Here is a 25883-nt window from a genome sequence, read left to right on the forward strand (position 1 = left end):
TTTTTTGAAAGATATATTCAGATGCACAACTGAAGGTCGAGAGAGTATCGTGATATTTTAATACCGGTGTTTGAAAATTACCCTGAATATTGCTAATTTGCATAGCAAAATCTCCACATCCTGAACATGTCATTACACCATAAGGTAGCTTTAACTTTTATAAAAAATATCGGTCCAACATTGTCTAAATCCTTATTAGCTTACTTTGGCAGCGCCGAAGATATTTTTAAAGCTTCGCCGGCCAAACTGATCAAAGTGCCGGGTATTGGTGAAAAAACCATCAGTCAGCTCGATTTTGAAGATGCCTTGAAAAAGGCCGAAAAGGAGTTGACCTTTATTGAAAAACACGGGATAGAGGTGATTTTTTATACCGACAGCAGGTATCCCAAACGGTTAAAGAACTGTGGCGACTCGCCGGTATTACTGTATGCAAAAGGTAATATAGATTTAAACCCGCCGCATATTATAAGCATAGTGGGCACACGAAATGCTACCGACTATGGCCGCCACCTTTGCAAAGAGCTTATTGAAGAACTGCGGCAATACCCTGTTTTAATAGTAAGTGGCCTGGCTTTGGGTATTGATGTTGCTGCCCATAAGGAGTGCCTGCGGCTCAATATGCCAACGGTAGGGGTGCTGGGGCATGGGTTGGACAGGCTTTACCCCAGTCAGAACCGGGCTACGGCCGATAAAATGCTGGAAAATGGAGGGCTGTTAAGCGAGTATCCATCCGGTACTGTACCCGACAGGGAGAATTTTCCGCAGCGCAACCGTATTGTTGCCGGTATTGCCGATGCTACAGTTGTGATTGAGGCAGGGATAAAAGGCGGCGCGTTAATAACCGCCGAGATAGCCAACTCCTATAACCGGGATGTATTTGCTTTTCCGGGCAGGCTGGGTGATGATTACTCTGAGGGGTGTAACTTCCTGATCCGTAATAATAAAGCGGCGTTGCTTACCTGTGTGGCCGACCTTGCTTTTAGTTTGGGCTGGGAAAAAACCGACTACACCAAACCGGTTGAGCAATTTGTTTTGCCTCTTGACTTATCGGCAGATGAAAGGTTGATATTTGATATTTTACAGCAGCACAAAGCGCCGCTGGCAATTGACGACCTCACTATAAAAGCCAATATGCCAATGAGTATGCTGGCTATGAACCTGTTAAATATGGAAATGCAGGGGTATATACGCTCTATGCCCGGTAAAACTTATAAGGTGAGTTAGAACTTTTGGAAAATAAAAAAAGGAGCAAAGCTCCTTTTTTTATTTGTTTTTTGGAATCAGCTTAAAAAGCGTAACCTACAGAAATTCCAAACACACGGGTTTTTAGTTTGCCGCCATCTGCGTTTGGTGCTATGTTTGATAAGCCTAAATCATAGTTAACGTTAAAAAGTAAACCGGTTTTTAGTTTAATACCAGCTATGGCATTAGCGCCGTATTCCATTGATTTAATATTGCCGTCATCACCAAATTTAACGTCTTCGCTTATCGAATTTCCGTCGGTGTCTTTCCCTTTAACCTTGCCCGAAATACCTTTGGCAACATAAGGGCCGGCTCCAAAATAAATATCGCCAACTACAACAGGTACATGATATACCAGGTTCACTGGCAGTTGTAAATAAAGTAAATTGAGCTTTCCATCGCCTTGTTCTATGTTGGTATCTTCGGTATCAGAAAAAACACCATTAAATTTTCCGCCTTTGCCGGTCAGGTTCAGGGCTGGTTGTAAAGAAACGTTACCAAATTTAAAGTCGACAAAAACACCGGCGTTAAAAGTGGTTAGCGTACCTGAATTGACACTGAGATTGGTACCATCAATCGATACATGTAATGTTGAAAAGTTGGCGCCGCCTTTAATTCCGAAAGTTGGTAATTGAGCAAAAGCTGCCATTGAAGAGCCTGCCAAAAGCAGGGAAAGTAATAGTTTTTTCATATAAAGTGAATAAGGTTATTTTGTCGGCAAAAATAGTTAAATAAATTAATCAGCAAAGGGTTATGTGTGTTTAATGTGGGGTTGTATTGTAACTATTTGACATTGAGTTGTTTGTATATTATCAAAGAGCTAATACTTGCATTTTGGCGCATATTGTTCATACGGAGGTTGGTATCCTCCAACCGCAATTTGAAGAGGGATTAAGTATGCCGAAACAGGGTATTTAAAACTAAGGATTCCAGTTATTCCTTAGGAGAATCATAAAACTCCAGATGCCCGTCTTCGCTGCTGATAGAACGCCAGTCGTCATTGTCAAAGCTGATCAGAGCGACGGCACAGGTTGGCAAATCACGCGTTTGCCCGGTCAAATAGTGTAGTAGCTGGCTTATCCCGGGATTGTGCCCCACCAGGCCAATAAAATCATTTTCATTTGGCAGGTTGTTGATCACATTTACCAGAGTAAACTCGCTGGCATCATAAATTTTTTTATCGGTATTTGGGGTAGGTAGGTTCAGATGTTCTGTAAATATCTGGGCGGTGGTAAGCGTACGCAGCGCCGGACTGGTTACAATGATTTCCGGGATGATCCCATGCCCCTTTAAAACACCAGCCATAAATACTGCATCCTGCATGCCCGATTGTTTCAGGGGGCGATCAAAATCGATATAACCGCTTTCGTGAGTTGCTTTAGCGTGACGGATTAACAGTAGTTTTTTCATTATCTAAAGTAAATAAAGAGAGCATTACCAATCATTAAATATAAACAGCTTATTCAACTTTTTGTGTTATTAATTAAAATCAAATCAGTTAAAATGGATAGCCAACAGAAACTCCAAATGAGCGGTTCATTAATGATTTGGTATCATTGCTATTAGCCTTGTTAGTTAAAATGTTTGCAAATCCCTCATTATAATTTAAATCCAGAACACAGCCAGATTTTAATTTATACCCTATTATCCCTTCTGCGCCAATATCACCTGTTCTGAAAAGCGGCGCTTTTTTATACAAATTCAGATCATCTGTATATGCTTTTTTTGGGTCGCCAACATAAAGCTTGCCTCCAAAGCCAGCAGAAAAGTACGGGCCGGCGCCAAAAAAAATGCCGTCTTTTCCTTTATGCTCCTGGTAAATGAAATCAGCCGGGGCTTCAAAATAGTATATCCTCAAATTTTTAGGGATGCTATTTTCATTATAAGTTCCCCCTTTTCCGGTAAAAACAAGGCCGGTGCGTATTGCGAAATTGCCATAATTGAAATTATCTATTACACCGAAATTGATGCTCATTATGGGCGCGGTGCCTTTAATTAAAGGCGAACTACTGTGTGAAGAGTTAAGAAAAGCCGTATTAATGCCCACAATTTCAACCACCTCCTGGCGCTGCGCAAAAACGTTTGAGAACGTGACGATAAAAACAAATAAAAGGAACAGTTTTTTCATACTTATAAATTACCGGTTATTAAATTATATGTGTAATAACTCATACCCCGCAAAAGTACTGGTTCAACGTGTCAAAAAAATGCTGGTCATCGCAATAGTTAACTATGTTCATCAAAAGTTCATAATGAACATAGTTTGTGCGGTAAAAGGTATAAATAGCAACTTATTTGTTTATGAAATTGATAATATCGTCATTAGGTATATCATACATACATTTGAAATGTCCGAGCGGACATTTTTCAAGCCCGAATTTGGAGCATGGGCGGCAGGGCAGGTCAACACCGGTAACCAGCACATCTTTAACCATATAGGGTTGCACACCCAGCAGATCGGGTGTGGTGCCGCCCCAAACCGATGCAATAGGTTTATCAAAGGCTTCCGCAATATGCGTAAGGCCGGTATCAAAGCCAATTATGCTTTTGGCCTTTGATACCAGGAATACCGATTCGTCAAGCGATGTAATACCGCTGGCATTATAAACCGTTGCACCAATTGCGCCGGCAATAATATCGCCATTGGCTTTAACGTCGTTACCTCCCAGTAATACTACCGGACTGCTAAGTTGGCGGCATATACTGATGATCTTTTCATTAGGCATACGTTTGGTGAAATGGGTAGCGCCAATAACAAATGCCACATATTCATTTTGATGCGATACGGGTAACAGGTTATTTAACTGATGATCTGCCTTGATATAATAATCAATAGGCTGCCCGTCATTAACAACACCCAAAAACGTAACAGTTTTAAGATACCGGTCAACCAAATGAACGGGACGGATCAGTTTAAGTTTAAATTTTAAACTGAGCCATTTTTTTATGGGTTGTTTTTGATAGGTTGATGATCTTATACCGGTACGAAGTTTAATTATGGCGGTTCGCAGGTTGTTATGCAGGTCAATAATGTAATCGTAATCTTCTGCTTTTATTTCATTGATGGTTGCCGAAAGGGTAGCTCTCAGCAGCAGCAGCTTATCAACATAAGGGTTATTATCATAAATGTATTTAAAGGCCGGTTTGGTCAAAAAATGCACTTCGGCTCCCGGTATTTGCTTTTTAAGGCAGCGCACAACGGGGGTGGTATAAATTATATCGCCCATTGAGCTAAAGCGGATCACCAGTATTTTCATCTTTTGCCTTAGGTAATTTGCTTTTTGATCCTTTCAATTATTGAAGTTGAGGAGTAGCCTTCAACAAAATTAATGGTTTTTACCTCGCCGCCATTGGCTATTACCTCTTTGGCGCCAACAATATTTTCAACAGTGTAATCAGCGCCTTTTACCAAAATGTCGGGCAACAGGGTGCTGATCAGGTTTAGTGGGGTATCATCCTCAAAAACAACTATCGCGTCAACAAAAAACAGGGCGGCCAAAATAGCGGCCCTGCTGCTTTGATCATTAACCGGGCGGCTTTCACCCTTTATACGCTTAACCGAGCTATCAGCATTCAACCCAATAATGAGCTTATCGCCCAGTTCAGCAGCTTTGGCCAGGTAGGTGATGTGGCCAATATGCAGCAGATCAAACACCCCGTTTGTAAAAACTACTTTTTTACCTTCGTTTTGCCAGCTTTGCAACTGTTTTTGGAGCGATGGCAGATCGGTTATTTTATCAGTAAGTATTTTTTCGAGGTCGATTCTCATACATTCTTTTTTGTAGAGACGCGCGTCTCTTTTTATCAAACAGAGACGCATATGATGCGTCTTTACGTTAATTCCCCTGTTTAAAACAGGTCGTCAACAGCTTTGCAAAGTATGTGGCCAATCAATATGTGCATTTCCTGTATGCGGGCAGTAATGTCTGACGGCACAATAATATTCAGTTGGCATTTTCCATTCATTTTGCCACCATCACGGCCTGACAAACCTAATGTTTTGCATTTAAATTGTGTGGCCGTGTCAAAGGCATTCAATATACCCGGACTATTACCGCTGGTTGAAATACCAATAAACAAATCGCCGGGCTGTGCATATGCCTCTACCTGACGTGCAAATACATGCTCATAACCGTAATCATTAGCAATAGCCGTAAGTGCCGATGTATCAACAGTTAAGGCTATCCCCGGCAGGGCTTTGCGGTGTTTAATAAAACGACCGCTCAATTCTGCCGCAATGTGCTGGGCATCGGCCGCACTGCCACCATTGCCGGCCAATAACACCTTATTGCCGCTTTTGATGGTCGAAATGATCATTTCGCAGGCAGCTTCGATATCACCCGAGAGCGTATCAATTACCTTTTGTATGATATTTTGATGGTCTTTTAATTCGTTTAAAACCATGTATATTTTACGTTATATGTTTTGTTCTCTTTATCCTTCAATCCTTGTTTTATAGAGGCCCTCAGTTTTTCTCCATGTCATTAATGATCTCATCAATGGTAGTGGTGGCGCTACCAACGTGCCTTATCACAATAGCAGCGGCATGATTGGCCAATTCGCAGGCCTCTTCAATAGTTAAGCCTGCCGCTATAAAATAGGCTATTGTAGCCAATACGGTATCACCGGCACCGGTTACATCAAAAACCTCGGTAGCTTTAACCGGTAAAAGCTTGTGTGTTAGCTCGCTTAATATCACCATACCTTCTTCTGATAGTGTTACCACCAGGTATTCGGTTCCGGTTTGTTCAAAAATAACTTTAGCTGCCTGCTTTAAACTGTCCAGCGAGTTTATTCTTTCGGTTTTAGCGGCCTCGGCCAGTTCCTTGCGGTTAGGTTTTATAATATATGCACCTTTATATTTTTCATAGTTTAACCCTTTAGGGTCAATTATTACTTTTTTGCCCTGGTTGTTTGCTTCAGTTATAAGCCTTTGCGTTAACGCGGGAGAAAATAAGCCCTTGTTATAATCAGATAATACTACCATATCGGCGTTGCTCATATAACCGGCAAGTATATTCATCAACTTATCTGCAACGGTGCCCGATACTTCGTCTACCGTTTCCCTGTCAATCCTTACCAATTGATGGCTGCCTGCCAAAACACGGGTTTTAAGCGTGGTAGGGCGACTATCGTCTTTTATAATTGCATGGGTTTCAACGCCCTCGTTTGTCAATATTTCAATGATCTGGGTACCGGCGGCATCATTGCCTATTACACCGGCAACAGTTACCCGGGCCCCCAGGGCTACCAGGTTTTGCACCACGTTACCCGCCCCGCCAAGCGTAACAGATTCATTTTTTACATTTACGATAGGTACCGGTGCTTCGGGCGACAGGCGACTGGCGCTTCCCACAATATAATGATCAATCATCAGATCTCCAATAACCAGTATAGATGGCTTTTTATTTGACGATTGTATAGCGCGTATTTTGTTTATCATTTATTTTAGTGATTTGGTCACTGGTTTTCCAATAATCGTTTGCCTCAAACCCTTTTATCCCTGTAAGCTTTTATCCTTTTACCAATGACCTCTTTTTCTCGAAAACTTTTGTAATTTCTTGTAAGGACAACGCGTTAAGACACATTTCCTTATATAAACCTCCTTTACGGGCAGCTAAAACTCCGTAATGCATATCTAAAAAGCCTTCAACGCGGTGAGCATCAGGGTTTATGGATAACCAAACGCCTTTTTCTAAAGCGTATTGATGCCAGCGCCAGTCGAGATCAAGCCGTAAGGGGTTGGCATTGATTTCGATCACCACATTATTGGCTGCACAGGCATCAATTACTTTTTTATAATTGATAGGATAGCCTCCACGGCTTAACAGCAGCCGCCCGGTTGGGTGCCCCAGTATGGTGGTATATGGGTTTTCAATAGCGGTAATTAATCGCGATGTGGCTTTTGCCTCATCCATTTTAAGTATAGAATGTATGGATGCAACAATAAAATCAAACTTTTGCAGAATTTCGTCAGGGTAATCGAGCGAGCCATCATACAATATATCCGATTCAATACCTTTAAATATGTGAAAGCCGTCCAGCTTTTTATTCAGATGGTCAATTTCTTCATGCTGCTGCAATACCCGCTCAATAGTTAGCCCTTTAGCATAAAACGCACTTTTACTGTGGTCGCACATACCCAGGTATTCCAGTTTTAAATTATCCCGGCAGTACAAAGCCATTTCTTCCACGGTATTTACACCATCGCTCCAGGTGCTATGATTATGCAGGCTGCCTTTCAGATCGTGTGTAATAATCAGGGTAGGCAACTCATTTTTTTCGGCCTTTTCAATAAAACATGTGCCCTCACGCAATTCGGGCTGCATCCAGCTCAGGCCGGCTTTTTTATAAATAAGTTCTTCGTTTTCAGGTTGGTCAAGCGGCACGTTAATGCGTTCCAACACGGCCTGCACATGGTCATCGCTTCCTGTGTTCAGAAACAGTTCCTTAAAGTAATCGGCCTGGTCAACACAAATAATATCAACCAGCAGACCGTTCTGTAATTCGCCCGATATATGGTTTTCGTTCAATATAACGTTGTTCAGGATCTTTGACTGTAACAGGGTATTGTATGCCATTTCATGATTGATGCTGCCCACAATGATCACAATTTCAGTAATGATCTCGCTCAGCCTGCGAAACTCGCCTGCAAAATGTTTCAGCGCATCCGGAAAAATGGCCCTCACCTCGTCCATTAATTCATTGGCTTCTTTTTCAACCTGGGCAAACAGGAACTTGCCGTTGCTGGCCATCCTGAATTCAATAGCCTTCCGTATTTCTTCCTGGGTTTTAAGGCCAAAGCCTTTAGCCTCTATCAGGCGGTTCTCATTGCAGGCATAAAAAAGCTCGCCCGTAGTTTCAATGCCCAATTCGCGCCATATAATGGCCACTTTTTTGGGGCCTATACCCTTAATGCCCATCATTTCAACAACACCAGCCGGGGTAGTAGCCAATAGTTCTTCCATTTCGGCAATAGTGCCGGTTTCAAAAAGCTCAATGATCTTAGCTGCAATGCTTTTGCCAATACCATCAACTTTTTCCAGCTGCTCAAATGATTTGCCAGCGATAGGGAAGGGGAGTTTGTCAACCTTAAAGGCAGCGTTAGCTATCGACTTTATTTTAAAAGGGTTAACCTCATGCAATTCCATGAGTTGTGATAGTAAACGAAGTTTGCGGGCTATGGGTTTATTTTCCATAATGATGTTGAGGCGGTAAAAATACAAAAAGCCATTGTAAAGACAGCTTTTGTGCGGGGATTGTTTTTTAAGGTTAAGAATTTTAGAAGGTTGATTGAAAATTTACGAAATTTTAAAAACTTGGCGGGGACTGTATCCGCTGCAATCCTCAACGCATTGGTTTTTAACTTTTACTTTCAAAAAAAAAGCTGCCCATACAAGCAGCTTTAATCAAAATATTAACTGGAAAGATCTTATTTAATTACAATATCATAAGGAAGACGCGCTTGCGGGGTACGCATCATTTGGGTCATGCCTTTTAATTGTTCATACACCTTGTAATGGTCACCAAGTTCTGATTTTAGTACGCGGGTTCGTGCTTCTACACCTATATCACCGCTTAATTGGGTAAGGAAGCTTTTTTGCTCCGGATAAGCTACCAGGCTATATGTTTTTACATTGGCTTTTTTGGCAGCCGATGCTATGGCATCGTTGATATTACCCAAACGGTCAACCAAGCCAATTTTTACAGCTTGCTCGCCTGTCCAAACCCGGCCCTGGCCAATGCTGTTTATATAGTCCTGTGTTTTGTGCCTGCCCGTAGCTACAGCTTTGGTAAAATCATCATAACCGTGGTTCACGCTGTTTTGCAATATGAGCCGCTCGGCAGGGGTTAGGGGGCGGGTAACATCACCCAAATCGGCATATTTGCCTGTTTTAACCCCGTCAAAAGTAACACCCAATTTGTCGTTAAACAGTTTCTGCAGGTTAGGCAATATGGCGAAAATGCCTATGGAGCCGGTAATGGTATTGGGTTGAGCTATAATTGAATCGGCCGCGCAGGCTATATAATAACCGCCTGATGCCGCAACATCGCCCATGGATACAATAATGGGTTTTACTTTTTTTGTGAGCATCACCTCGCGCCAGATAACATCCGAAGCCAGTGAACTGCCGCCCGGCGAGTTAACACGAAGTACAACCGCTTTTACTTTATTATCTAACCTCACTTTACGTAAGGCTTTTGATATCCTTTCAGATCCTATGGTGTTATCATCGCCATCGCCGCCAGAAATTTCACCTGAGGCATAAACCACGGCTATCCGGTTTTTAGATGAGGCTTCCTCCTTGTCTTTGTCGTTCTCAGAGTGGCCTTTTGTATAGTCGCCCAGATCAATGCTTTTCAGATTGTCTTTTGAATCCGCGCCCGAGCGTTTTTTCAGATCGTCCAATATTTCGTCCTTATATTTTAAGCCGTCAACCAGCTTTAATTTCAGCGCGTCTTCAGGGAACTGTACACGCATCTGGTCGGCATAATTAAATAGCGTGTCTTTGTTTATACCGCGGCTTTTGCTTATGCCCGTTAAATAATAATCATATAATGAGCCTAAATAAGAGGTAACCTGCATGCGGTTGGCATCGCTCATTTTGGTTAATATCAGTGGTTCAACCGCACTTTTATAAGTACCTACTTTAATTATTTGTGCTTCAATACCTAACTTATCAAGTGCTCCTTTTAAAAAAGTGATCTCCGAATTAAAGCCGTGGAACTCAAAAATACCTTTTGGATTTATATAAACTTTATCAGCAACCGAGGCCAGGTAGTAAAAGCCCTGGGTGTAAATTTCGGCGTAGGCCACAACAAATTTTCCTGATTTCTTAAAATCGATTAGCGCATTGCGTATTTCTTCGGTAGTGGCCTGGCCCGACATCATGTAACTTTCGTCAAGGAAAATGCCTTTTATATTTTCGTCGGTTTTTGCTTTGTGAATGCTCGCAAGTATATCATTAAGACCGGTTGATTTATCCTTATCCAATCCTAAAAAACTTATTCCGGATAGTGGGTTGTTGGGGGTACGTTCAGTAATAGGATTTGTAAATGCCATGCGCAGCACGGAGTTTGGTTCAACATCTACTGTTTTTTCGCTGCCTGCCGATGCAATCAACCCGCCAATAATGCCTGCAATAATAACGATGATAATGACACCCGATATAACTATTCCAACAATGGTAGCCAGAACGAATTTGAAGAATTGTTTCATTAATGTTATAAATCTTTTTATCTATGCAAACTTAGTAATTCAATACTGATAATGTTAAGAGCGCTGTCTATAATATTTGTTACAACATGAATGATATTTTTTTGCTTTTGGGAAGTAACATGGGCGATAGAAAATTGTTCCTTAACCGGGCAATTGAGCATATAGAGGCTGATATTGCGCCGATTGTAAAAGCATCGTCAGTTTACGAAACGGCGTCATGGGGTAAAACGGACGAACCAGATTACCTTAATCAGGTGCTTTTATTGCAAACGTTACTACCCCCGAAAATTATTCTTGAAAAAATATTAGCTATTGAAACCCTGTTAGGGCGCAAGCGCGAGGAAAAATGGGGATCGCGCATTATTGATATTGATATTTTGTTTTATGGGGACGCTATTATAAACGAACCCAACTTAAAAGTGCCGCACCCTGAATTGCACAAGCGCAGGTTTACGTTGGAGCCACTTGCCGAAATTGCAGCGGATTTCATGCATCCGGTGTTTAAAAAAAATATTTTACAGCTTAAAAGTGAACTTCAGGATAACTTGATCGTAAAAAAAGTATAAATTTATAATTCATAATTGTTATATGTCAGATATTTCGCCTGATCAGGATCTTGATCTTTCTTTTTTATATGAGATTGCCGACGGCAGCGATGAATTCATTGTTGAGTCAATTGATATGTTCCTGCAACAAACGCCTCAGTTAATTACCAGTATTGATGATGCGCTGGCTAAAGGTGATTGGGATAATGCAGCCAAATCATCACATAAATTAAAGCCCAACCTTGGTTTTTTTGGTATGCCAGTAAGCCAGGCTACTATACAGGAGGTTGAACTGGCCTGTAAGGACGGAGGGCATAACCCTGCAGAAATATTGCAGAAGTTTGAACAGGTAAAAACAACAGTGAGCGCTAACCTTGTAAGGCTTCAAAAAATAAAAGAAGAAAAAGAGGCGGGGTTGTAAAAAGGTGAAGGGTAAAAGTACCGGGATATTCAATATTGATTTGAAAACTCAAATAAAGAAGAGCTAATCTTACAATCTCTGCAGCAATAAATAGCCATAGCCTTTTACCTTTCAGCTTTATGCTAACTATACCGCTTGTACAGTAAAAGTGTAGCTTTCCATGATCAGGTTTGCTAACAGGTTCTTGCAGGCTTGCTCAACTTTGGCGTGTGCGGTTTCGGCACTTTCAGCTTCAATTTCAAGGGTAATATGTTTACCTATGCGTACATTTTGTATTTCGGCTAAACCAAGGTTTTTCATGCTTCCGGTTACTGCTTTTCCCTGAGGGTCAAGTATTTCTTTTTTGGGCATTACGTCAATTTCAGCCTGGAACTTTGTCATTTGTGAATTTAAATTGAATTAAAGATAAAGTGATGTATATAAATATAACCACCGGAACTGCCACAAATTTAAAAAATAGAATCAGTATTGCCGAAAACAACAGCAGTAAATAACGGAAAATGTTTTTATTAAAATCGCGATTCTTGAATTTTAGTGACATGAGCGGTATCTCAGACACCAATAATGCGCACATTACCAGCACCAGAACGGTAAGCACATATGGATTTAATATATAATTTGCCAGATCCTCATATTGCTGCATAATTAAAGGGAGCGATGCAATGAGTATGGCATTGGCTGGCGTGGGCAGGCCAATAAAACTATCAGACTGGCGCGTATCGTTATTAAATTTGGCCAGCCTTAAGGCCGAGAACACCGGAATCAAAAACGCGGCGAAGTTTAAAAAATGACTCACATTATCAATTTGGTGAGCCTTCAAAAACAACTCATAAATGATAACCGATGGCAGTACGCCAAAACTTACCATATCGGCAAGCGAATCAAGGTCTTTTCCAATAAAAGAATAGGAGTTGAGTACCCTTGAAGCCAGGCCATCAAAAAAGTCAAATATGGAAGAAAGAAAAATGGCATACGCTGCCACTATCAAATTATCCTGAAATGCAAATACTATCCCTATACAGCCGCTAAACAAGTTAGCACAGGTAATGGCATTGGGGAGATGTTTCTTAACGCGCTTCTTCATCTGGCCATGAAGTTATCAGGATTTTATTAAGTATTTATGAAGTTACAGATAAAATTTATATATATATCTATAACTTCATAAACGCTAAAATATTACGAATTCATCGAAATCAGAAATTCTTCGTTGGTTTTTGTGCCTTTTATCTGGGCCTGTAAAAACTCCATTGATTCCTGCGAATTCATATCCGCCAAGTGGTTGCGTAAAATCCAGATGCGTTGTAACGCGTCGCGGTCAAGCAGCAAATCGTCACGGCGGGTGCTCGATGCCGTAATATCAATAGCCGGGAATATACGTTTGTTTGAAAGCTTACGGTCAAGCTGTAGCTCCATGTTACCTGTACCTTTAAATTCTTCAAAAATAACCTCATCCATTTTTGAGCCGGTTTCGGTCAAGGCTGTAGCAATTATGGTTAATGAGCCGCCATCCTCAATGTTACGGGCGGCGCCAAAAAAGCGTTTAGGCTTATGCAGTGCGTTGGCATCAACACCACCTGAAAGTATTTTTCCTGACGCTGGTGCCACGGTATTATAAGCACGGGCAAGGCGGGTGATAGAGTCAAGCAGGATCACCACATCATGACCGCACTCAACCATACGTTTAGCTTTTTCTAAAACAATGTTGGCAATTTTAACATGGCGCTCGGCTGGTTCGTCAAAGGTCGATGATACAACCTCGGCGCGTACGCTGCGGGCCATGTCGGTTACTTCCTCGGGGCGTTCATCAATCAATAATATGATCAAATAAACCTCGGGATGGTTTTTGGCTATGGCATTGGCCACATCCTTTAATAACATGGTTTTACCGGTTTTTGGCTGGGCTACAATTAAACCACGCTGACCTTTACCGATTGGCGAAAAAAGGTCCATAATACGGGTTGAATAGTTGCCCGGATCTGTAAACAGGCTCAGTTTTTCTGACGGGAAAAGTGGTGTCAGGTGATCAAAAGGAACGCGGTCGCGTACTTCGGCAGGTATACGGCCGTTAATAGCCTCTACACGTACCAGCGGAAAATATTTTTCGCCTTCTTTTGGCGGACGGATGCTTCCGCGAACCGTGTCACCTGTTTTAAGCCCAAATAGTTTTATCTGTGATTGTGACACGTAAATGTCGTCAGGCGAGGTTAAGTAATTATAATCTGAAGAGCGTAAAAAACCATAACCATCAGGCATAATTTCTAATACACCTTCGTTTACAATTACGTTGTCAAAATCAAGGTTAATTGCGGGTTCCTGGTTTTTTTGCTGATTTTGGTTCTGGTTGTTATTTGCGCGCCTGTCAAATTTCTGTGGGCGGCTTTCTGCTGGTGGCTCATCAGTCCTGGTAGTTGTTTCGCCCTGTTGAGCTGTTGGCGCTTCGCTTGTTTCAGCTGCGGCTACCGGTATCTCATTTTCAGCTTCTTCCACCGGGTTTTCCTCATCTTGCAGATCAAACAGGTTGGTATCATCTAAAGGTACTTCAACACGGGGCTGCGTTTTGGGTTTCAATACGCGGGTCCTTTTACGTGTTTTTTCTCCTGCATCAACTGTAACGGAGGGGGTGTAGTTTGATTCAACAATATTTTGCTGAGCCCGCGCGGCCTCAATTAGCTGTTGTTGTTCAATTATGCGGGATATTAGCTGTGGCTTCCTGAGTTCGTCAGCTTCTGCTATACCTAAATTTTTTGCAATTTCGCGCAACTCAGAAACGAGTTTGTCGTTCAATTCTATTTTATCAGACATGATATGAATTATAGTTCAATGGGATTTTTAATATCGTAAATTGTTTTCTCGACGGTAATAATGCCTCCATGCACACTTTAAGCTGTTACGTGGTATATGACAAGCACTGTTTTAAAGAAATTGATCTTGAAACTTTGATTAACTAAACATCCAAATCCAGGTAAATATTACTATAATAAATAACGTGGGGTTTTAAATTGTTTCTTTAGTGCAAGAAAAATTCAAAGGAAAACGCTGCAATTGTAATCAAATAATTTTTAAATTCAAATTATTTAAATAAATATCTTATGAAAGGCCGTGATTAAGCTAAATTTTTAGTTTTTTTGACATTCAAAATATTAAGCATTAATGATTTCACGCGCCCGGTTAATAGAACAGATCAAACAAAAAAAGTCCTTTTTATGCGTTGGTCTGGATACGGATATTGACAAGATCCCCGAATTTTTAAAAGACTATCCTGATCCTATACTTGAATTTAATAAAAGGATAATTGATGCTACCAAAGATCTTTGTGTAGCTTATAAACCCAATGCCGCGTTTTATGAAGCCTATGGCATAAAAGGTCTGCAAAGCCTTATTAACACCTGGAAATATTTACCCTCAGAGTGTTTAAATATTATAGACGCCAAAAGAGGGGATATCGGCAATACATCTGACAAATATGCCCGGGCTTTTTTTGATGAAAAGGCATCAGGTATGAGTTTTGACGCGATAACCATCACCCCTTATATGGGAAACGACAGCGTAACACCTTATCTGGCTTATGAGGGTAAGTGGGTGATCTTACTGGCCCTTACCTCATCAGTAGGAAGCAAAGATTTCCAGTACCTGCAAACAGGCGATGGATATTTATATGAAACCGTTATAAAAAAAGCTAATACCTGGGCCGGAGCTGATAGGATCATGTATGTGGTAGGTGCTACCAAAAGCACCGAATTTACCAACATTCGCAAGTTTGCTCCTGATAACTTTTTACTGGTACCCGGCGTTGGTGCCCAGGGCGGCAGCCTGGAAGATGTTTGCCGCTATGGCATTACAAAAGACTGCGGGCTTATTGTAAACGCGTCGCGCTCTATCATCTACGCCAGCAACGGTATGGATTTTGCCGAAGCTGCCCGCACCGAAGCGCAAAATATACAACAGCAAATGCAGGCTGAACTTGAAAAAGCCGGGGTGATATAGATACGTCAAACTTTAAGCCTCGTCTTTTGACGAGGCTTAAATATTAAGCATAGATTTTTATAAACAAGGCTATTATTCAAACAAAGCCGGCATTGTAGCGGCCTCATTAATAGCGGTCATACCCTGATCTTTTTTAAAGGTGATCTTTGATAGCACGGTTTCTAATGCAGGGAGGGTATTATTGAGGTTTTTGGTTTTGATAAGGAAATTCCACACGGATTCAAATTTTTTCCATCCCCCGGCATAAAAAAAGTGTTTTAATTTGTGAGCATGAGCGTGGTGCTGCATGCTCCCCTTAAATATATTACTCCACTTGTAAAACTCCTTGTACGCCCACCAATAGCCGTCTTCAAGCTCCTGGGCGCTTAAACCAACGGTTTGATAAACAACCTTGCGGGTATCATAAAGGTCCCAGTTTTTGGTAAGTATTCTTCCTTGTCTTTCCATATCGTTAAAAAGCCCTGTACCGGGATATGGCGTTAATACATGATAGGTAGATGTTGTGATAGCATGTTTTACTCCCCAGTCAACCGTTCTTTTAAATACATCCTTATCATCGTCGTCAAGGCCGAATACAAAACTTCCGTTTATCATAATGCCGAGGCTGTGCAGCCTGTTCACGGCCTCCACATAATCTTTTTCCAGGTTTTGCTTTTTATTACTTTGTTTAAGGTTTTGAGGCGAAAAAGTTTCAAAGCCCACAAATAAACTTCTTAAACCAGCTTCTGCAGCTTTTTCTATCAGGTTGCCCCTTAATATGGAATCGACAGTTGCGGCACCCTGAAAAACGCGGTTCATTCCTTTCATCCCGTCAAACAAACTGGTGGCAAACCTGGCATTTCCAAGCAGGTGATCATCCAAAAAATACAGGTGCCTGCCGGGTAACCTGTCAATTTCAGCCAGCGCATCATCTGTTTCCTGTGTATAAAAAGTGCGCCCGCCCTCAAAAAAAGCGTCTTTATAACAAAAGCTGCAATGGTGTGGACAACCCCTGGTAACTACAATGGAATTGGGCACCAGGTAAAGATGCCTTTTTATAAGATCGCGGCGTATAGGCGGAACTTTTTCAAGCGTGCGTATAGTTGAACGGTAAACCTTTTGCGGACAGCCTTTTTTAAAATCTGTTAAAAACATAGGAAAAATATCTTCCCCTGGCCCTATAAAAATACTATCGGCATGCGGCGCGGCTTCCAGCGGGAGGGATGTTACATGCAAACCGCCCAGTATTACATATGCTCCTTTTGCCCGGTAGTGATCTGCAATTTTATAGGCGCGGTAAGCATTGGTTATATATACCTGTATTATAACTAAATGCGGGGTATCGTTAAGGTTTAATTGTTCCACATGCTGGTCCTGCAGATCGATCTCATCATCGGGCGAAAGATAGGCCGCCAGCGTTGCCAGTCCCAAAGGTGGGAATAAGGAATATTTTATCGGCCTCCAGAACGGGCTTTCGGCTTCTGTTAAAGCGGGCAGTATCATTTTTACTTTCATGGCGTTGGAATCTAAGCTATTATATAATTTAAAAGTACTTTGTAAAACAAAGTAAATAATTAAATTCAACATTTGCAATTAAACTTTGATCGGTCTTTTCTCTCCCGTACGTAATTTTTAAACTACAAACCCTGCTTGCTTAAATAGTATGCCGCATAATTGTTAAATTACCAGCCAATATGCTTTATCACTATATGAAAAGAGCCATCTTATCAGTTATCGTCTTATCAATTTTCTTTTACGCAAGCGCCCAGGAAAAAACATTCCTAAAACCGGCAGATATTTATCGTATACCCTCGGTGAGCGATCCGCAGCTTTCGCCCGACGGTAAGTGGGTTGCCTACAGTGTTTCAATAGTAGATACTGCGAAAGACAAACGCGTATCTCATTTGTGGATGCAGAGCTGGGATGGTAAAGAGGTAATAGAACTTACCCATGGCGATGAGGCGGCTTCGACGCCCCGTTGGAGCCCGGATGGTAAATACCTTGCCTTTTTATCAGCCCGTGATTCAAAAAATGGTTCACAACTTTGGATGATCGATCGCCGCGGGGGAGAAGGATATAAGGTGACCGATATCAAGGGCGACCTGAGCGAATACGCATGGTCGCCGGATAGTAAAAAGCTGGTTTTGGTAATAGGTGACCCGGCAAACAAAGGAAAGGAAGAGCCTAAAACCCCCAAACCTATAGTAATTGACCGCTATCACTTTAAACAAGACATAGAAGGTTACCTGCAACACCTGCATGACCATTTATACCTGTTTGATGTGAACGCCAGAAAACTGGATACCCTGACTAAGGGCGATAAAGATGAAAACTCGCCGGTATGGTCGCCCGATAGCAAAACAATCGCGTTTGTAAGCAACCGTACCGCAGATCCAGACAAAAACCAGAATAAAGATATTTTTACTATTGACGCCAGGCCTAATGCTACTATGTTGCAGCTTACCACTTGGAAAGGTCGTGACGCTAATCCGCAATGGAGCCCCGATGGCAGGTATATTTCGTACCTGCGCACTACGAGCGATGCTAATTATATGATGTACGATCATAATGTATTGTGTATTATGGACGCGGTAGGCTCAAACAACAGGGTTTTAACCCAGCAGCTTGACCGCCCCGTTGCCGGTCAGGTTTGGAAGGATAATAAGAATATGTTGTTCATGGTGATTGATGACCGGCAACGCTATCTGGCCGGTATCAATGTCAACAACGGGAAAATATCGACCCTAATTAAAGGGATGTACAGCATAAGCGACATAAACACCAACGCCTCTGGTAATGTGGTTGTTGCAGAAAGCGACCCGTACACACCTGCAGAGATGTTTGCTGTAGAAGGCGATAAACTGCGCCGTTTAACATTTCATCATCAGGCCTGGTTAAATACAGTAAAACTGGCACATGTGTCTGGTTTTCAGTCGCGCAGTGTTGATGGTACCGACGTTTCTGGCATCCTGTTCAAGCCGGATAGTGTCGCCGGAAAAAAATGGCCGCTGATATTATTTATACACGGTGGCCCCGTAGGGCAGGACGAATATACTTTTGACATTACCAGGCAGGTGCTGGCATCGGCAGGCTATGCTGTAATAGGCGTAAACTACCGGGGCAGTAATGGCCGCGGATTGGATTATTGCAAAGCCATATATGCCGATTGGGGCAACAAGGAGGTGAAAGACCTGCTGGGTGCCGTTGACTATATGGAACGCATGGGCATTGCCGACCCTAATCGCCTGGGTATTGGCGGCTGGAGTTATGGCGGTATACTCACAGATTACACCATAGCGTCTGATACTCGTTTTAAAGCGGCGGCAAGCGGCGCGGGGAGCGCCCTGCAGTTATCGGTTTATGGCAGCGATCAATATGTGCTGCAATATGAAAATGAAATTGGTGCTCCATGGAAAAATGCCGACAAATGGATACAAATATCTTATCCGTTTTTCCATGCCGATAAAATAAAAACGCCTGTAATGTTTATGTCGGGCCTGCGTGATTTTAATGTACCAACTATAGGAAGCGAGCAGATGTATCAAGCGCTCAGGTCGCAAGGCATTCCTACCGAACTGATATTATATCCTAACCAGTTTCACGGCCTTACTAAACCAAGTTACCAGGTTGACAGGCTGCAACGCTATATAGAATGGTATAGTAAATATTTGAAATAATAAATCAATTAAAGCTCTATACCGCATAACTGATATGATGAGTAAAAATATGTTATTTATTGTGGCTGTGTTTATTATTAGCGCAGACACTATGGCTCAAACGGCAAAAAGGTCTTTTAAACCAGTTGATCTTTTACACATACCCACACTTGAAGACCCGCAGCTTTCGCCCGACGGGAAGTGGATAGCCTACAGTTTATCAGAGGTTGATTCTGCCAAAGACAACCGGGTATCCCATCTGTGGATGCAAAGTTATGATGGCAAGCAATCCATTGAACTTACCCAGGGGAGCGATCCGGCTTCGTCGCCAAAATGGACACCTGATGGCAAATATCTGTCCTATTTATCAGAGCGCGACTCCAAAAACGGTGGTCAGGTTTGGCTGATGGACCGCCGGGGTGGTGAGGGACGGAAACTGACCGATATTAAGGGTTCGCTGGAAGATTATGTATGGTCGCCAGACAGTAAAAAATTAGCGCTTATTATAAAAGATCCTGAAAATAAAGGTAAACCGGAACCGAAAACACCCCGGCCTATAAAAATTGACCGCTACCACTTTAAGCAGGACGTTGATGGGTACTTACAACATTTACACTCGCATTTATATATATATGATATAGCCACTAAAAAGCTGGACACATTGACAAAAGGGGATATGGATGACAGTTCGCCAGTGTGGAGCCCAGATGGTAAGACCATTGCCTTTGTAAGCAATCATACTGTTGATCCGGACAGGAATGAAAATTCGGATATCTTCACAATAGAGGCTAAAAGCGGAGCAGAGGCAAATCAGCTAACCACTTTTACCGGCCGGGATTCTTCGCCGCTGTGGAGCCCGGATGGCAAACATATTGCTTACCTGCGCTCAACAAGCGATGCTGATTATTTTATTTACCAGCATGAAGTGTTGTGCCTGATGGATGCTGACGGTAAAAACAATAAACTGCTTACTGAACAGCTTGACAGGCCTGTGAGCAATCATGTATGGAGCAAAGACAGTAAAAACATTGCTTACCTGGTAAGTGACGACCGTATCCGCTACATAGCCCAATACAACCTGCTGCTCCATAAATCAACTGTGATCAACAAAAGTGCTCAAAGCAGTTTTGAAAATATAGTTGCCCATTCACCCGGTAACTGGATAGTTAAAATGACCAACCCACACCTGCCCCATGAGCTGGTAGCTATTGAGAACGGCAAAATTCGCAGGCTTACCTTTCACCAGGACAAATGGTTAAATAAGGTGAAACTGGCATATGTAAAAGGCTTTCAATCGTTCAGCAGCGATGGTACGCTGGTATCAGGTATATTGTATACTCCTGATAGTGTGGTAAATAAAAAGTTGCCATTTATTTTATACATACATGGAGGCCCAACTGATCAGGACGAGTTTGAATTTGACGCCATAAGGCAGGTTTTAGCCAGCGCGGGCTACGCGGTGGCAGCGGTTAATTATCGTGGCAGCACCGGCAGGGGAATTGAGTTTACCAAAGCTATATATGCCGATTGGGGTAACAAAGAGGTGAAAGACCTGCTTGGTGCTGTTGATGAACTGGTTAAAATGGGAATAGCCGACCCGCAACGCCTGGGCATTGGTGGCTGGAGCTACGGTGGTATATTAACCGACTACACCATAGCGACAGATACCCGTTTTAAAGCCGCCGCAAGCGGGGCGGGCAGCGCATTGCAGCTATCAATTTATGGCAGCGACCAATGGGTGGTGCAGTATGATAATGAACTTGGGCCGCCCTGGAAGAACGCAGAGAAGTATATAAAACTTTCGTACCCGTTTTTTCATGCCGATAAGATCAAAACACCGACGCTTTTTATGTCGGGCTTAAAGGATTTTAACGTGCCTACAGGCGGGGGGGAGCAAATGTACCAGGCGCTTATATCGCTGGGAATACCTACAGAACTGGTGCTTTATCCGGGCCAGAACCATGGGATCAGTGTGCCAAGCTACCAGGTTGACAGAGTTCAGCGCTATATTGGCTGGTTTGATAAGTATTTGGGCCCGCCAACGCTATAATCAGGGTGTTCAATCTATCCGGCCTGTTTTTACAACACGCGGAGGAAGTTCAGCCTATGTTAATATGTTAAAAATATCCATGTTAAACAACTGGGGTTTAAATATAATTTTACAGCATGACTAAACATCACTGCCTGTTTTACCTGTTTGTACTATTTTTTGTACCCCTGGTATTAACCTCGTGCCATTCACGTAAGGCGGCAATGAAGGGGCAACCCGGCGAAATTGTGAAACCACAAACCGAAATGGCCGAGAAATACTCTCAAATTATGGGCGTGAATAGGAACAATATTGAAAATGGCCGGTTGTATGCCTTTATTGATCAATGGATGGGTACGCCATATAAATTCGGGGGACTGGATAAAGATGGGATAGATTGTTCGGGGCTTGCTTTTTTATTGGAACAGCAGGTTTATGGCATCACCATTCCACGGATGACCAGTAAGCAGATCACGATCATTAAACGTAAATATGAAGAAGACCTGAAAGAAGGCGACCTGGTGTTTTTTGATTTTGATGGCAGGCAATTCAGCCATGTGGGTATATATCTGCAAAATGGATACGTGGTTCACGCCAGTTCAAGAAAAGGGGTAATGATTGTGAATTTGCATGATCCATCCATATACAAGTATTTTTCAAGGGCGGGGTCAATTATGACAGATACCGCTACTGATGTTAGCGCCGGAAAATAAGTTAGCCATTATTTCACTCATCATTAAATGCTGCAGGGGTAATAAAAAAATTAAATTCAGTAATTTTGCGGTATCATGGCTGATCAAAAAGAAGAATACTCATTTTGGACTAAGTATAAACGTTTTGCCGGTAACGAAATCTTACTGTACCTGGTTATGATCGTTGGCATTATACTGGGCATTGTTATATTCAGTTACCTATAACCAGGGTAACATTGCTGCTGTCACTTTCTACAATGGCCTGATAAAAATCGACCATATCCTGGTACAGATCTTTATTGTAAGTTCCATCAAAAACCTGCATCCGGCGCTTATATGTCAATTCGTTGCCCTTTATCGCTATAGTTGCCGAAAATTTTCCGAATGGTTTACTGATCGATACATCTGTTGGTTGCATTTCAGGCTTGTAACCTGTTGGCAAAGTATAAGTGATCTCGTCCTCGTCGGTATATCCCCGGTTAATATATACATCATTGTGCCGGTTCCTTACCTCGCGCGGAACTGTTGTAAGCCGGTTGGTGGCATTTATCAGGAAGGATATTTTTCCATCATTTACTGATCCAAAATCACGCGCGTCAAGTTTTATGTTCTCCACAGTTGCCGGTTGCAGGCTTTTGTCCTGTTTAAATTCAGCTTTTTCAATGTCCATGTTATTGATGGCATACTCTTTCTGCAGGCTTTTTATTTGTTCTTTTGATGTTTCTTCAATCACTGTTTCTCGGTTGTCATATTGGGCGCCTTTAAAGGTTGTAAGCATACTACCTGACAATTGACCGCTTGCTCCTAAAATAAAAGCGGCCTTGCGTTGCTGCAAATTATTCTGGGCTGTATACTTAGGTGTATGGAGTAATTTACCGCCATCGGGTGTGCAAGCCAGCACAGTGCGGTCGTCGGTAAAATCACCTAAAAAGCCAAATGGCATTTTCTGGCTGGTACACTCTAAAAAAGTGGTGTCATTTTTAAAAGGCAGGCACAAAATAATATGGTTTCCCTGGTCCATACTTGCAAAATCATTAAGCATGCTTACCTTACGGCTGCCCGCCTGCACAACACAGTAGTATGATTCAATATTAACTGTTTTAAGCAGCGCTTGTGTATAATTTACCAGTGCCTTACAATCGCCATAGTTTTGCTGGTCAACATCGGCCGCTAAAAATGGTTGATAACCTCCAATGCCCACCTGTATGCTTATATAATGGGTTTTATTCTGCATGTATTCGTATATCTTTTTTGCCTTTAGCTTAGGGTCGGCAATGTCATGGGTGAGCTCTTTCATGTGATTTGCGGTAACGTCTGATACCTGCAAACGGCTGGCCAGCAGTTTATCATATTGCCACTTACCCAGTTCTTTCCAATTGGTGAACGAGCCTTTGATGCCTTCATAGCTAAATTTTTCAGGAGCTATTTTTACCTTGCTTAAATATTTATCATGGTTGGGGCTGTAGGGTTCATCTTTAACAGCTTTTAAATTATTAACCTGCCATGTATAAGTTTTAAGTCCCTGCTTGTTGGTACCAATAATTACCTTATTAGGAATATTAAATTCTTTATACCTGATATTAAAATCGGGTTTACAGCTAAATATGTAGGAGCTTTTTTCAACGGCCAGGCCGGTGGTAGAATTAGGTTCCCAATCATCAAAATTAAGGGATTGCTTTGATTTTACTTCGCACTCATAGGCAATGGTGTACGGATAATCAGTTACAGCAGGATTGTAATGTTTTACATGCGAATCCTCAAACAGCGAGAAATTATTGCCTGAATTTACATCCTCAAAATCGCTCTCTGAAAATTTAGCTGTAAGCTTGCCAAACTGGTTATAAACGGCTCCCTTAATGTTTTTTATAACATTGCTTTTATTGTGCCAAACTACAATGCGCGCAATGTCATCTCCGTTTTTATTTAATATAGTAATGGCTGTTTTGATGTGATAAGTAGTATTATCCAGGTCTTTTACCTCTACACTTACTTCTTTATTGCGTACAACAGCGCTGGCATACGGCAGCAGGTCCTTTGAAATAAGGGATACATCATAGTTGTCCTGCGCCAGGGCCGCCATATTAATGACCAGGATTGAAAACAGTGTTAAAAATACTCTCATTATTTTTTCTTGAAAACCATATCTGCCTTTTCGGTAAGGATGATCTTATTATATAACTCTTTAAGATAAGGATATTCCTCCGGATAATAGATGGCCTTTGTGAACCTGGTTATGTTTGAAAATGTAAAGGTATCGCCTTGGTTATCAAAGCTTGTTGCAAACATGCCGCCGTTATTGGGCATACCAAATGCCACTACCTGAGGAGGGGTTTCAATAACGTATTGAGCAGGCAGGTGCATGGTAAGTACCAGGCGAGTGTCTGAAGCCATACCCCAGTCGACAGGATAATCGCGTTCGGGCAGTTTAAAAGGGTTGCTGGTTCTTTTATCCCATAAAAATGGATTGAATACCAGGTGGTTGCTTTTCATATTGTCAAAAGCATCTATTTCTACTTCAAGAATCTCGCCCAGGGGCATATCAAGACTGTCAAGATTGGTGATATTTGATTTCAGGATCTTTAATTTGGGCATCTTGCCATCAAGGTCTTCCACATACTCATCAACCGAGTTGAATTTTTTAATAGCCTTGCGTTTTTGATACGCATCATAACCGCTATAAAAATTGGTTATTTTCCCTTTGATTTTTCCATTGTCAAGCAAAGTAAGATCAAGCGCACTCATATTGCTTGTTTTTTGCAGCGAATTTAATTCCATCCAATATGATGGCTTATCCAAACTTATTACCCGTCCTTTATCGTTAAGGCATTTAAGCGGTAGTAAGCCAAATGACAATAACGGATCAGTTGCATCAAGTAAATAAGGTTTGCCATCAATATTGGCTTTGGCTATTACGTAATTAAAATCGCTTAATACAGGATATAGCATATTTACATTGCCATGGTCACGGGTAGATAATAATACAGCTTCGGTATTTATCCCAGCGGCGTTTAATGCAGTAACAAGCGTAAGATTTATATCGGCAATACCGCCGGTGTGAGCATCCATAGCCTTCCTGATACCATCAGAGCTGTATATGCCAATATAATCATTCCATTTATACCACTTTTGAAGATAGGCATAAATAGCCTTCGCTTTGTCCATGTCATTGGTTTTACCTGCAATTACAGGGGCCATTCGCTCTTTCATTAAATCTTTCCGCTTAAGCTGGGAGCCAAATCCTTCCGCTATTTTAAGCTGGTGGTCAATATCTCTCCACTCTTTAGTCACCACAGTTTTAATCCCGTTATAAGGATTAGTAAACTCAACAAGCTCAAAATAAATAGCCGATAAAAAATTTTTTCGCGAGGTCATATAGTCCTCTTCAACAAAGGCGGGTATATCTTTCATGGCATAAACTATGTGCGAGCAGTCGCTTTTTGAGCCATGCGAAGTAAAGCACTCGCGTTCAATCTCAGAAGTTGATTTGAATAGTTTTAAACTACCTCTTAATGATGCGTTAAATGTCCAGAAACCAGGTATATGGACTTCGTATTGCGAATAAGCTTTAGGCACTTCGTCCTGAAAATCCCAGCGGCGAAAGCTATCCCAGTAAGGCGAGATGAGTCTGTATCTGAACTCAATAACACAACCATTGCGTAAGCCCGGCAGTGCAAATTTTATTGTACTGCCATATTTATAATCCTTAACCTTAAATATTTTTTTAGGATCAAGCTCAGTTTTGTGTACCATGCCGTCATCATCCTTATACCAGGTTGATCCGGTAATATCAGTAACTTCTTCGGCCGTTTCATCATTATTGTGCACCGGTATTTCAATGGTGCCGCTGGCAAAGCCTTTGTTGTCGAATATTTTTATTTTGGCGTGGTAATCAAAAATAAGCCTGATGTGGTCATCGCTTGTTATGTCGATCCTTGAATTGCCGAATTCATTCAGGAATACCGCGTGGGCAGCGGTATCTTTATCGTACTTTTTCATGTCGACCTCTTCCTGAACAAAACCTTCATTAAAATCCTGCGCAATCGTAAAGCTTTGAAAACCAATAGTTATGAATACAATGAGTAGTATTTTTTTCATGAATAATCGTGATAAATTAA

The 25883-nt window shown here is 41.8% G+C and carries 23 protein-coding genes; 8 read left to right on the forward strand and 15 right to left on the reverse strand.

The features are described from left to right. Positions 1-126: 126 nt before the first annotated feature. Positions 127-1224, forward strand: coding sequence for a DNA-processing protein DprA (gene dprA, locus J2W55_RS05580; RefSeq protein ID WP_310092908.1), 1098 nt, complete (start codon positions 127-129; stop codon positions 1222-1224). Positions 1225-1285: 61 nt separating this feature from the next. Here the strand turns inward: dprA and J2W55_RS05585 are convergent, their stop codons facing one another. From J2W55_RS05585 to sppA, 9 genes are all read right to left on the reverse strand, one after another. After that, positions 1286-1933, reverse strand: a complete 648-nt coding sequence (locus tag J2W55_RS05585; protein WP_310092910.1) for a porin family protein — start codon at positions 1931-1933, stop codon at positions 1286-1288. 242 nt (positions 1934-2175) lie between these two features. Beyond that, the gene (locus J2W55_RS05590) at positions 2176-2652 is read right to left on the reverse strand and encodes a SixA phosphatase family protein (RefSeq protein ID WP_310092913.1); all 477 of its coding nucleotides are present in this window, start codon (positions 2650-2652) and stop codon (positions 2176-2178) included. An 88-nt stretch (positions 2653-2740) separates the two neighbouring features. Beyond that, positions 2741-3370: a hypothetical protein gene (locus J2W55_RS05595; RefSeq protein WP_310092915.1), complete on the reverse strand. Its 630-nt coding sequence runs from the start codon at positions 3368-3370 to the stop codon at positions 2741-2743. 163 nt (positions 3371-3533) lie between these two features. Further along, entirely contained in the window at positions 3534-4499 is a 966-nt protein-coding gene (locus J2W55_RS05600) for a glycosyltransferase family 9 protein (protein ID WP_310092917.1), read from the reverse strand. A gap of 8 nt (positions 4500-4507) precedes the next feature. Continuing rightward, positions 4508-5011: a D-glycero-beta-D-manno-heptose 1-phosphate adenylyltransferase gene (rfaE2, locus tag J2W55_RS05605; RefSeq protein ID WP_310092918.1), complete on the reverse strand. Its 504-nt coding sequence runs from the start codon at positions 5009-5011 to the stop codon at positions 4508-4510. Between the two features lie 80 nt (positions 5012-5091). Further along, positions 5092-5646 (reverse strand): D-sedoheptulose 7-phosphate isomerase, encoded by a 555-nt coding sequence (locus J2W55_RS05610; protein ID WP_310092919.1) that lies wholly within the window; start codon positions 5644-5646, stop codon positions 5092-5094. A gap of 61 nt (positions 5647-5707) precedes the next feature. Continuing rightward, on the reverse strand, positions 5708-6685 hold the full coding sequence (rfaE1, locus tag J2W55_RS05615) for a D-glycero-beta-D-manno-heptose-7-phosphate kinase (RefSeq protein WP_310092921.1): 978 nt from the start codon (positions 6683-6685) through the stop codon (positions 5708-5710). Between the two features lie 70 nt (positions 6686-6755). Further along, positions 6756-8441 carry a helix-hairpin-helix domain-containing protein gene (locus tag J2W55_RS05620; protein ID WP_310092923.1) on the reverse strand — a complete coding sequence of 562 codons (1686 nt, stop codon included), beginning with the start codon at positions 8439-8441 and terminating at the stop codon, positions 6756-6758. A 233-nt stretch (positions 8442-8674) separates the two neighbouring features. Further along, complete coding sequence (gene sppA, locus J2W55_RS05625; protein WP_310092925.1) at positions 8675-10462, reverse strand: signal peptide peptidase SppA; 1788 nt, start codon at positions 10460-10462, stop codon at positions 8675-8677. Between the two features lie 86 nt (positions 10463-10548). Here sppA and folK point away from each other — a divergent pair, with 86 nt between their 5' ends. After that, a complete protein-coding gene (gene folK / locus J2W55_RS05630) occupies positions 10549-11028 on the forward strand; it encodes a 2-amino-4-hydroxy-6-hydroxymethyldihydropteridine diphosphokinase (protein ID WP_310092927.1) in 480 nt (159 codons plus the stop codon). 22 nt (positions 11029-11050) lie between these two features. Further along, complete coding sequence (locus J2W55_RS05635; protein ID WP_310092929.1) at positions 11051-11428, forward strand: Hpt domain-containing protein; 378 nt, start codon at positions 11051-11053, stop codon at positions 11426-11428. 126 nt (positions 11429-11554) lie between these two features. On the opposite strand, the gene purS is transcribed toward J2W55_RS05635, so the two are convergent. From purS to rho, 3 genes are all read right to left on the reverse strand, one after another. Next, positions 11555-11809: a phosphoribosylformylglycinamidine synthase subunit PurS gene (gene purS / locus J2W55_RS05640; protein WP_310092930.1), complete on the reverse strand. Its 255-nt coding sequence runs from the start codon at positions 11807-11809 to the stop codon at positions 11555-11557. Then, the gene (pssA, locus tag J2W55_RS05645) at positions 11790-12512 is read right to left on the reverse strand and encodes a CDP-diacylglycerol--serine O-phosphatidyltransferase (protein WP_310092932.1); all 723 of its coding nucleotides are present in this window, start codon (positions 12510-12512) and stop codon (positions 11790-11792) included. Before pssA ends, purS begins: the two co-directional genes overlap by 20 nt. Positions 12513-12604: 92 nt before the next feature. Further along, a complete protein-coding gene (rho, locus tag J2W55_RS05650) occupies positions 12605-14230 on the reverse strand; it encodes a transcription termination factor Rho (protein ID WP_310092933.1) in 1626 nt (541 codons plus the stop codon). A 351-nt stretch (positions 14231-14581) separates the two neighbouring features. On the opposite strand from rho, the gene pyrF reads away from it, so the two are divergent. Then, positions 14582-15412, forward strand: coding sequence for an orotidine-5'-phosphate decarboxylase (gene pyrF, locus J2W55_RS05655; protein ID WP_310093481.1), 831 nt, complete (start codon positions 14582-14584; stop codon positions 15410-15412). Between the two features lie 72 nt (positions 15413-15484). Here the strand turns inward: pyrF and J2W55_RS05660 are convergent, their stop codons facing one another. Next, positions 15485-16906 (reverse strand): B12-binding domain-containing radical SAM protein, encoded by a 1422-nt coding sequence (locus J2W55_RS05660; protein ID WP_310092935.1) that lies wholly within the window; start codon positions 16904-16906, stop codon positions 15485-15487. Positions 16907-17100: 194 nt separating this feature from the next. On the opposite strand from J2W55_RS05660, the gene J2W55_RS05665 reads away from it, so the two are divergent. From J2W55_RS05665 to J2W55_RS05680, 4 genes are all read left to right on the forward strand, one after another. Beyond that, positions 17101-19068, forward strand: a complete 1968-nt coding sequence (locus J2W55_RS05665; protein WP_310092937.1) for a S9 family peptidase — start codon at positions 17101-17103, stop codon at positions 19066-19068. Between the two features lie 34 nt (positions 19069-19102). Further along, complete coding sequence (locus J2W55_RS05670; protein WP_310092939.1) at positions 19103-21097, forward strand: prolyl oligopeptidase family serine peptidase; 1995 nt, start codon at positions 19103-19105, stop codon at positions 21095-21097. A gap of 116 nt (positions 21098-21213) precedes the next feature. Continuing rightward, positions 21214-21789 carry a C40 family peptidase gene (locus tag J2W55_RS05675; protein WP_310092941.1) on the forward strand — a complete coding sequence of 192 codons (576 nt, stop codon included), beginning with the start codon at positions 21214-21216 and terminating at the stop codon, positions 21787-21789. 75 nt (positions 21790-21864) lie between these two features. After that, positions 21865-21993 carry a hypothetical protein gene (locus J2W55_RS05680; RefSeq protein WP_310092943.1) on the forward strand — a complete coding sequence of 43 codons (129 nt, stop codon included), beginning with the start codon at positions 21865-21867 and terminating at the stop codon, positions 21991-21993. Here the strand turns inward: J2W55_RS05680 and J2W55_RS05685 are convergent. Further along, positions 21980-23890: a DUF3857 domain-containing protein gene (locus tag J2W55_RS05685; protein ID WP_310092945.1), complete on the reverse strand. Its 1911-nt coding sequence runs from the start codon at positions 23888-23890 to the stop codon at positions 21980-21982. The genes J2W55_RS05680 and J2W55_RS05685 overlap by 14 nt on opposite strands. Then, positions 23890-25863 carry a DUF3858 domain-containing protein gene (locus tag J2W55_RS05690; RefSeq protein WP_310092947.1) on the reverse strand — a complete coding sequence of 658 codons (1974 nt, stop codon included), beginning with the start codon at positions 25861-25863 and terminating at the stop codon, positions 23890-23892. The genes J2W55_RS05685 and J2W55_RS05690 overlap by 1 nt, the downstream gene beginning before the upstream one ends. Positions 25864-25883 lie beyond the last annotated feature (20 nt).

Source organism: Mucilaginibacter pocheonensis (assembly GCF_031456535.1).
Classification (GTDB): Bacteria; Bacteroidota; Bacteroidia; order Sphingobacteriales; family Sphingobacteriaceae; genus Mucilaginibacter; species Mucilaginibacter pocheonensis.